Raw genomic sequence first — 9,099 nt, forward strand, 5'->3', positions numbered from 1 at the left:
CTTGCCTGGAGTTGATCCATGATTTTCGTCACCGGGGGCGCCGGGTTCATCGGCGCGAATTTCGTTTTGGACTGGCTCGCGCGCGACGATGAACCGGTGGTCAATCTGGATGTGCTGACGTACGCGGGCAACCTCGAGAGCCTGGCTTCCCTGGGGGGCGACCCACGTCATATTTTTGTGCGTGGCGACATCTGTGATCGGACTGGTGTCGACGCGTTGCTCGCGCAGCACAGGCCGCGTGCCATCGTGCATTTCGCGGCCGAGAGTCACGTCGATCGTTCGATTCACGGCCCGGGGGCGTTCGTGCGCACGAACGTCGAGGGCACCTTCACACTGCTGGAGGCCACGCGTGCCTACTGGTCCCGGCTGTCGAACGAGGAGCGGCAATCCTTTCGCTTCCTGCATGTCAGCACGGACGAGGTCTATGGCTCCCTTGCGCCCGAGGATCCGCCGTTCGTGGAAACCCGGGCCTACGAACCCAACAGTCCCTACTCGGCAAGCAAGGCGGCCAGCGATCACCTGGTGCGGGCCTGGCATCACACCTACGGCCTGCCTGTGGTCACGACCAACTGCTCCAATAACTACGGTCCCTACCAGTTTCCGGAGAAGCTGATTCCACTGATGATCGTCAATGCCCTTGCCGGCCGGCCCCTGCCGATCTACGGTGACGGCCGAAACGTGCGAGACTGGCTCTATGTCGGCGACCATTGCGCGGCGATCAGGGAAGTGCTTGCACGCGGTCGGGTCGGCGAGACCTACAACGTGGGTGGCTGGAACGAGATGACCAATCTCGAAATCGTCCACACCTTGTGCGCGATGCTCGACGATCTGAGGCCGGATCCGGCGGGTAGCCGTGCCCGGCTCGTCACGCATGTGACCGACCGTCCCGGTCATGATCGCCGCTATGCGATCGACGCGCGCAAGATCGAACGGGAACTCGGCTGGCGACCCGCCGAGACCTTCGCGAGCGGCATCCGCAAGACCGTCGAGTGGTATCTGGGCCACTCCGAATGGGTCGCCAACGTGCAAAGTGGCGCGTACCGCGACTGGGTCGCCAAGCACTACGGCGACGCAGGCGGAGTGAGTCCGTGAAGATACTGCTGCTGGGTGCGAACGGACAGGTCGGCTGGGAACTGCAGCGCGCGCTGGCTCCGCTGGGAGAACTGGTCGCGCTCGGCCGTGAGCCTGCATCCGGCCTGTGCGGTGACCTGTCGCGACCGGGCGCTCTCCGAGCGACCCTCGATGCCGTGCGGCCCGATGTCGTCGTGAATGCTGCCGCCCACACCGCGGTGGATCGCGCCGAGGCCGAGTCCGATCTCGCTCAAACGATCAACGGCGATGCGCCGGGTATGATCGCCGGGTGGTGCGCCTACCGCGATGCGGTGCTGGTGCATTACTCGACCGACTACGTGTTCGACGGCAGCGGAGTGCGTGCGTGGCAGGAGGAAGACCCGACGGTGCCGCTGTCGGTCTACGGGAGAACCAAGCTTGCCGGCGAGCAGGGGATCCGTGCGTCCGGATGTCGTCATCTGCTGTTTCGTACGTCCTGGGTGTACTCGGCGCGCGGCGGCAACTTTGCGCGCACGATGCTGCGTCTGGCAGCCGATCGCGCGCGCCTTCAGGTGGTGTCGGACCAGATTGGCGCGCCCTCCGGGGCGGAACTGATCGCGGACGTCACCGCGCATGCGCTGCGCACGCTGGCGCTCGGTCACGCAGTGGGCGGTACCTACCATCTGGCGGCGGCGGGCGAGACGAGCTGGCACGATTATGCGCTGCTGGTGTTCGACATCGCGGCACGAAAGGGCCTGCGTCTTGCGGTACAGGAAGTCGTACCCGTGGCGACCAGCGCGTGGCCGACGCCGGCCCCCCGGCCGCTGAATTCCCGGCTGGACACGCGACGATTGCGCGACACGTTCGGCCTGACCCTGCCGGACTGGCGGGTCGGCGTCGAGCGCATGCTCGACGAGATCATCACGTCCGATGCGGGCGACCAACGAACCTGAGATTTCACGATCATGACAGTGCGCAAGGGCATCATCCTCGCCGGCGGTTCCGGCACACGGCTGCATCCGGCGACCCTCGCCGTCTCCAAGCAACTGCTGCCGGTCTACGACAAACCGATGATCTACTATCCGCTGTCTACGCTGATGCTGGCCGGCATCCGCGAGATTCTGATCATCTCGACGCCGGACGACACGCCGCGTTTTCGCCAATTACTCGGCGATGGTGGGCGCTGGGGTTTGTCGCTGAGTTATGCGGTCCAGCCCAGTCCGGACGGTCTCGCGCAGGCCTTCCTCATCGGCGAGTCGTTCGTCGGGGACGCGCCCTCGGCCCTGATCCTGGGGGACAACCTGTTCTACGGCCACGAATTCGCCGGTGATCTGAAGGCTGCCGGCATGCGTGCCGACGGTGCGACGGTGTTCGCGTACCCGGTCCATGATCCGGAGCGCTACGGCGTGGTCGAGTTCGACGCGCAGGGCAGGGCGGTCAGTCTGGAGGAGAAGCCCATGCAACCCAAGAGCCGCTATGCGGTGACCGGCCTCTATTTCTATGATCATCGGGTCGTCGACATCGCGAAGGGGCTCAGGCCGAGCCCGCGCGGAGAGCTCGAGATCACCGACGTCAATCGTCAGTACCTCGAATGGGGCGAGCTCGACGTGCAGGTCATGGGCCGCGGGCACGCGTGGCTCGATACCGGCACGCACGAGAGTCTGCTGGAGGCGAGCCTGTTCATCCAGACGATCGAGAAACGTCAGGGGCTGAAGATCGCCTGTCCGGAGGAGATCGCGTGGCGGACGGGATGGATAGACGCCGGGCAGGTGCAGGCTCTGGCCGAGCCTCTGATGAAGAACGGCTATGGCCGCTATCTGCTGCGGCTGCTGGACGAACGGGTCTTCTGATGAAGATCCACATGACCGCGATACCCGACGTCCTCGTGCTCGAGCCCAGGGTGTTCGGTGACGAGCGCGGCTTCTTTCTCGAGAGCTTCAACGCACGAGCCTTTCGCGAAGCGACCGGGCTCGATCTGGAGTTCGTGCAGGACAACCATTCCCGCTCGGCGCGCAATGTGCTGCGCGGCCTGCACTATCAGGTCCGGCAGGCGCAGGGCAAGCTGGTGCGCTGCGTGCAGGGCCGGGTGTTCGACGTCGCGGTGGATCTGCGACGCAGCTCGACCACGTTCGGACGCTGGGTCGGCCAGGAACTGTCGGAGCACAACAAGCTGGAACTGTGGGTTCCGCCCGGATTCGCGCATGGGTTCGTGGTGCTGAGCGAAACGGCGGATTTTCTGTACAAGACCACCGACTACTACGCACCCGAACATGAGCGCTGCATCGCCTGGAACGATGCCGAACTGGGTATCGAATGGCCGATCGACGGCGAACCGGCGCTGTCCGGCAAGGACCGTCTGGGCGCGCGGCTGAGCGACGCGGAGGTCTTCGACTGAGCTGCGCGCGAGCCGGCCCGTGGTAACGGGTCAGACCGATGCGGTGACGGCCGCCGCTTGCAAATCACGCGATCGCTGTTCAAAGTGAAGCCATGTCCAAGTCCAATGGCGATTCCCCGCAGCAACTGCCGGAAACATTGCTCGATGTCGTCGATTCACTGGTGCGCGAAGTCCGCCAGGGCGGCCATCTTCGCCCTGCACTGGACAGCTCGCTCGAGAAGGATCTGGGCCTGGACAGCCTCGCACGGGTCGAACTGCTGGCCAGGGTCGAGCAACGTTTCGGCGTCGGTCTCTCCGCGGAACTGATCGATACCGCGCAGACCCCGCGCGACCTGCTTCAGGCGCTGCAGCACGCCGCGCCTGCCGCTCACGCCGGGCCCGTCGATCTCGCACACGCCTCATCCCGCCTGCCGGGAGCAGTCGACGCTGGACAACCGCTCCAGGCCGCGACGCTGGTGGAGGTGCTGGAGTGGCATGTGTCTCGCCACGCCGGGCGCGAGCATGTCGTTTTCTATGCCGGTGACAGCGATGGCGAAACCGAAACGCTGACCTACGAGGCGTTGCACACGGCTGCCGCGCGGGTCGCGACCGGACTGGCCGCGCTCGGCGTGGAACCGGGCCAATGTGTTGCGATGATGCTTCCTTCCGGGCTGGATTTCTTCCGCTGCTTCTTCGGCATCCTGTATGCCGGCGCCGTTCCGGTGCCGATCTACCCTCCGGCGCGTCCGAGTCAGGTCGAGGCGCACCTGCGGCGACAGGCCGGCATTCTCGCCAACTGCGAAGCTCCGGTCCTGATCACCTTCGAACGCGTGCATTCGCTGGCGCAGGCGCTCACCGGTCTGTCGCCCGCACTGCGCACGCTGACCACCCCGGCTGCACTGCTCGCCGCGAAGCCGGGGATTCCGATGCGCCCAGCGGCGGACGATCTGGCCTTGATTCAATACACTTCCGGCTCTACCGGCGCGCCGAAAGGCGTGGCCCTCAGTCATCGCAATCTGTTGTCCAACATCGTTGCGTGGGGCCAGGCGGCCGAACTGTCGTCGTCCGACGTGTGCGTCAGCTGGCTGCCGCTCTATCACGACATGGGGCTGATCGGAACGTGGATGGGAAGCCTCTACCATGCGTTGCCGCTGGTGCTGATGTCGCCGCTCGACTTCCTGGCCCATCCCGAACGCTGGCTGTGGGCGATTCATCGCCATCGGGGTACCGTCGCCGCCGCACCCAACTTTGCATACGAACTGTGCGTGAAGCGCCTGGCCGAGCGTGATCTCGATGGGTTGGATCTGTCGTCATGGCGGCTCGCGGCCAATGGTGCGGAGCCGGTGAGCCCGGACACGCTCGACCGTTTTGCGCGGACTTTCGCACAATACGGCTTGCGTCGCGAGATTCTGATGCCGGTGTACGGCCTCGCGGAGTGTTCGGTGGGCCTGGCGGTTCCGCCGCCCGGCCGTGGCATGCGGGTCGATCTCGTCGCGCGCGATGCATTCACGCGCGAGCAGATCGCGCGTGCGCCCGCAGAAGGGGACGAGGTGCTGCGCTTCGTATCATGTGGACCGCCGCTGCCGGGACACGAGGTGCGGGTCGTCGGCGACAAGGGCGAGAACCTGCCCGAACGACACGTGGGGTTGCTCGAGTTCCGGGGCCCGTCCGCGACGCGTGGCTATCACCGAAATCCGGAAGCGAACGCGTCGCTGTTCGATCGTGGCTGGCTGAATTCGGGCGATTACGCCTACCTTGCCGAAGGCGAGATCTACATCACCGGCCGGGCCAAGGACTTGATCATCCGCGGCGGGCGCAACTTCTATCCCTACGATCTGGAACTCGCGGTCGGCGAGCTCGACGGGGTGCGCAAGGGCTGTGTCGCCGTGTTCGGGGTGGTCGACGCCGTACATGGCGGCGAGCGTCTAGTGGTCGTCGCGGAGGCCGCGGTGCAGCACGCGCGCGAGCGTGGCAGGATCGAAGGGCAGATCATGTCGGTTGCAGCAGACACGCTCGGGTTACCGCCGGACGACATCGTGCTGGTCCCGCCGCATGCGGTGTTGAAGACGTCCAGCGGCAAGATCCGCCGGTCTGCGGTGCGCGACGCGTACTTGGAGGGCCGACTTGGCGCGGCGACGGCCCCGCCGTGGCGTCAGGCGCTGCGGCTGTACCTGAGCAGTCTGGCCGGGCGGCTCGGAAAGGGGCTGTCGCTGCTGGGTTCCCGGATCTACGGCGTGTGGACATGGGGCTGGTTCATGCTGCTGTTGATGCCGGCCGTGGTCGGCATGCTTGCGCTGCCGGGCATCGACAACCGCTGGCGCCTCTGCCATCGGCTCGCGCGAACCTTCGCGCGACTGGCCGGTTGCCGACTCGAACTCCAGGGATTGGAACGAATGCCGTCAGGCGGCTGCGTGTTGGTGTCGAACCACGCGAGTTACATCGACGGCTTCGTGGTCGCGGCGGTACTGCCGCGTCCGGTCCGCTTCATCGCCAAGGCCGAATTCATGCGCAACCGCTTCCTGCATCTGCTTTTCAGACGCCTGGGCGCACAGTTCGTGGAACGCTTCGAGTCCAGCAAGGGTCTCCGGGACGTCGAAACGCTGGTCGCAGTCGCGCAGGACGGGCCGCCGCTGCTGTTCTTCGGCGAGGGGACCTTCAGTGCGCAGTCCGGTCTGCGTCCTTTCCGGCTCGGGGCCTTCCGCATCGCCGCGAGTGGAGGGCTCCCGGTCGTGCCGCTTGCGCTGGCCGGCACCCGCAAGGTGCTGCGGGATGGCACATGGTGGCCGCGGCGCGGTCCCATCCGCGTGACCATCGGCGAGCCCATTCTCCCGCCCGGCGACACCTGGCATGACATGGTCACACTGCGGGACCAGACCCGACGTATCATTGGGCAGGACTGCGGCGAGTCGCATCTCGACCACTTTTGAATGAAGATGAGGAGAACCGATAGATGGCGGACGATGAGCGCGCGCTGCCTGTGGCCGTTTCCGAAGTGAAGCGCAAGTGGCCGACCCCTTACCTGGTCAGTGCGGCGACCACGGCGCTGCTCGTGGTGCTTGGTCTGTTTCTTCTGGTCAGCCGTTCCTGGGAGCCCGAGGCCGCAGCCATCATTGGCACATGGGTGGCCGATGTCGAATACGAGCGCGGCACGCGGCACGCGGAACGATTCGAGTTCAGGTTGACCGGCACCGAAGCGTCGGGAACCGCGAGCCTGCGTGGCGTGCGTCGTGTCATCGAGCAGGCGCACCTCGAGGACGATCGGATAAGCTTTCTGGTGCGCAGTCGCGAGCGGATCGGCAATCAGCAGCAGGAAAGAGTCCATCAGTACGCGGCGCAGCTTCACGGGGACGTGCTGCGTTTCAGCATGCAGACCTTCACCGGCCTCGGCGAGTCCTTGGCGATCGAGTTCGACGCGCGCAGGCCCTGATCGCAGCTGTGGGCATGCTTGATTGCACCAGAACCGGACGCAATGTGCACTGAAGTAGTGCAAGTCCTGTGAAAATCCTGGAAAATTGCAGGCCCACCGTTTCGTGCGGTGACCTTGTCGATCGATTTTCCGAAGGATGTCCAACACCATGCGCTACCAGAATCTAGCAGAATTCCTTGCCTATGTAGAAGAGCGTAACCCGGGTCAGCCCGAGTTCATTCAGGCTGTCGCCGAGGTCATGGAGAGCCTCTGGCCCTTCATCGCCGAGCACCCGCGTTATGCCGAACATGGGCTGCTGGATCGTCTGGTCGAACCGGAAAGGATCATCCAGTTCCGCGTGTCCTGGATGGACGATGGTGGTGAAGTGCACGTGAATCGGGGCTACCGGATCCAGCATAGTTCGGCCATCGGTCCCTACAAGGGCGGACTGAGATTTCATCCGTCGGTGAATCAGTCGGTGCTGAAATTTCTCGCGTTCGAACAGACCTTCAAGAACGCCCTGACGACGCTGCCGATGGGCGGTGGCAAGGGCGGCTCGGATTTCGATCCGAAGGGCAAGAGCCCGCGTGAAGTGATGCGTTTCTGTCAGTCCTTCATCACCGAACTGTATCGTCATATCGGATCGGACACCGACGTACCTGCAGGCGATATCGGCGTCGGTGGCCGTGAGGTGGGTTTCATGGCCGGCATGATGAAGAAACTGTCCAACAAGTCGAGTTGCGTGTTCACCGGCAAAGGCCTGAGCTTCGGCGGTTCGCTGATCCGCCCGGAGGCGACAGGATACGGCACCGTGTATTTTGCCGAGGAAATGCTACGCCACGCCGGACGCTCGATGAAGGGCATGAGGGTCGCGGTGTCGGGATCGGGCAACGTCTCGCAGTATTCCATCGAGAAGGCAATGGAACTGGGTGCGAAGATCGTGACCTGCTCGGACTCGAGCGGTACCGTCATCGACGAGGAGGGTTTCACCGCCGAGAAGCTCGCGGTGCTGATGGATGTCAAGAACGTCCATTACGGACGTGTAGGCGAATACGCCGAACGGCTCGGTTTGAAATTCGAACCCGGCATGCGTCCGTGGCATGTGCCGGTCGACATCGCGCTGCCGTGCGCCACCCAGAACGAGCTGGACGGCAAGGACGCCCGTATGCTGGTGGAGAACGGCGTCGTGTGCGTGGCCGAAGGCGCGAACATGCCGTGCAACGCCGAGGCGGTCAAGGTGTTCGAACACAAGGGCGTGCTCTACGCACCGGGCAAGGCGAGCAACGCGGGTGGGGTCGCCACGTCGGGCCTCGAGATGAGCCAGAACGCGATGCGCATGTCGTGGACGCGCGAGGAGGTCGATGACCGTCTGCTGGAGATCATGCAGGGCATCCACAGTATGTGTCTGGAGTACGGGACGCGGCCGGACGGCAGCGTCAGCTATTCGGATGGTGCGAACGTCGCCGGGTTCGTCAAGGTCGCCGACGCGATGCTGGCCCAGGGTGTGGTCTGACCGAAGCGCTGGTGCGCCTCGGGCGGGGGAACGTCCGTGCTGCCCGGGGGCACGCAACAGCGCTTTTGCACCAACGCGGCGAACTCTGCGTATGCACCGGAGCTGCTAAGAAGGGCGCACGGGGACCCTGAGCGAAACCAACGGCGCGAATCGATTCTCGCCAAACCCGGTCGACGCCCGAGCGCAGGTCAGGACGGACGGACGAGGTGGGCCTTGAGCTTACCCAGCAGATCGAACAGGCGGCCTTTCTCGTCCTTATCCAGACCGGAGAAAAGTTCGATGACCCAGAGTTCGTGTGCCTGCGCCATCTTCCTGAACTGGCGCTTGCCGGCCGTCGTCAGCAGAACCGTATAGACCCTGCGGTCGCGCGGATCTTCACGACGCTCGACCAGACCTTCTTCGACCAGCTTGTCGGTGAGACCGGTGACGTTTCCGCCGGTGACCATCAGACGCCGGGACAACTCGCGCATCTTCAGGCCTTTGGGATGGCGATCCAGCTGAGCCATCAGATCGAAGCGCGGCAGTGTGCACTCATAACCCTGCCTCAGGCGTGTGCGCAAGTCGGATTCGATCATGTTGGTGCAGGCGAGAATGCGCAACCACAGCCTCAGGGCTTCGTGATCATCCGCAGTGGCGCGTGTCTCGTGATCCACCGACACCGGCGGGTCGATCTCCGCGTGATCCGGTCGTGCTGTATTCATGTCGTGTGCATCCGGCAATGTGAATGCGTTGATGCTGATCGATTGCAATTCCGCG

General features: G+C 64.5%; 8 protein-coding genes. 7 read left to right on the forward strand and 1 reads right to left on the reverse strand.

Annotation, left to right across the window (positions count from 1 at the left end):
- Positions 1-18 precede the first annotated feature (18 nt).
- The 7 genes from rfbB (at position 19) to gdhA (ending at position 8,343) form a co-directional block, all read left to right on the forward strand.
- Entirely contained in the window at positions 19-1,092 is a 1,074-nt protein-coding gene (rfbB, locus tag ACKVEX_RS04850; RefSeq protein ID WP_473214560.1) for a dTDP-glucose 4,6-dehydratase, read from the forward strand.
- The gene (gene rfbD, locus ACKVEX_RS04855; protein ID WP_473214561.1) at positions 1,089-2,003 is read left to right on the forward strand and encodes a dTDP-4-dehydrorhamnose reductase; all 915 of its coding nucleotides are present in this window, start codon (positions 1,089-1,091) and stop codon (positions 2,001-2,003) included. Before rfbB ends, rfbD begins: the two co-directional genes overlap by 4 nt.
- 12 nt (positions 2,004-2,015) lie before the next feature.
- On the forward strand, positions 2,016-2,900 hold the full coding sequence (rfbA, locus tag ACKVEX_RS04860) for a glucose-1-phosphate thymidylyltransferase RfbA (RefSeq protein ID WP_473214562.1): 885 nt from the start codon (positions 2,016-2,018) through the stop codon (positions 2,898-2,900).
- Positions 2,900-3,445 carry a dTDP-4-dehydrorhamnose 3,5-epimerase gene (gene rfbC / locus ACKVEX_RS04865; protein ID WP_473214563.1) on the forward strand — a complete coding sequence of 182 codons (546 nt, stop codon included), beginning with the start codon at positions 2,900-2,902 and terminating at the stop codon, positions 3,443-3,445. The genes rfbA and rfbC overlap by 1 nt, the downstream gene beginning before the upstream one ends.
- 92 nt (positions 3,446-3,537) lie before the next feature.
- Positions 3,538-6,351, forward strand: coding sequence for an AMP-binding protein (locus tag ACKVEX_RS04870; RefSeq protein WP_473214564.1), 2,814 nt, complete (start codon positions 3,538-3,540; stop codon positions 6,349-6,351).
- Between the two features lie 23 nt (positions 6,352-6,374).
- A complete protein-coding gene (locus ACKVEX_RS04875) occupies positions 6,375-6,851 on the forward strand; it encodes a hypothetical protein (RefSeq protein ID WP_473214565.1) in 477 nt (158 codons plus the stop codon).
- A 148-nt stretch (positions 6,852-6,999) separates the two neighbouring features.
- Complete coding sequence (gene gdhA, locus ACKVEX_RS04880) at positions 7,000-8,343, forward strand: NADP-specific glutamate dehydrogenase (protein ID WP_473214578.1); 1,344 nt, start codon at positions 7,000-7,002, stop codon at positions 8,341-8,343.
- A gap of 188 nt (positions 8,344-8,531) precedes the next feature.
- Here gdhA and ACKVEX_RS04885 read toward each other — a convergent pair.
- A partial coding sequence (locus tag ACKVEX_RS04885) for a MarR family winged helix-turn-helix transcriptional regulator (RefSeq protein ID WP_473214566.1) occupies positions 8,532-9,099 on the reverse strand: 568 nt, incomplete at its 5' end.

The organism is Denitraticella aggregata (genome assembly GCF_048158365.1).
In the GTDB taxonomy this organism is placed as follows: Bacteria; Pseudomonadota; Gammaproteobacteria; order Burkholderiales; family Rhodocyclaceae; genus Azoarcus_F.

What these genes read in the sequence shown, in the direction of transcription:
- rfbB (WP_473214560.1), top strand. Translation starts at nt 19, where the DNA reads ATGATTTTCGTCACCGGGGGCGCCGGGTTCATCGGCGCGAATTTCGTT.
- rfbA (WP_473214562.1), top strand. Translation starts at nt 2,016, where the DNA reads ATGACAGTGCGCAAGGGCATCATCCTCGCCGGCGGTTCCGGCACACGG.
- rfbC (WP_473214563.1), top strand. Translation starts at nt 2,900, where the DNA reads ATGAAGATCCACATGACCGCGATACCCGACGTCCTCGTGCTCGAGCCC.
- ACKVEX_RS04870 (WP_473214564.1), top strand. Translation starts at nt 3,538, where the DNA reads ATGTCCAAGTCCAATGGCGATTCCCCGCAGCAACTGCCGGAAACATTG.
- ACKVEX_RS04875 (WP_473214565.1), top strand. Translation starts at nt 6,375, where the DNA reads ATGGCGGACGATGAGCGCGCGCTGCCTGTGGCCGTTTCCGAAGTGAAG.
- gdhA (WP_473214578.1), top strand. Translation starts at nt 7,000, where the DNA reads ATGCGCTACCAGAATCTAGCAGAATTCCTTGCCTATGTAGAAGAGCGT.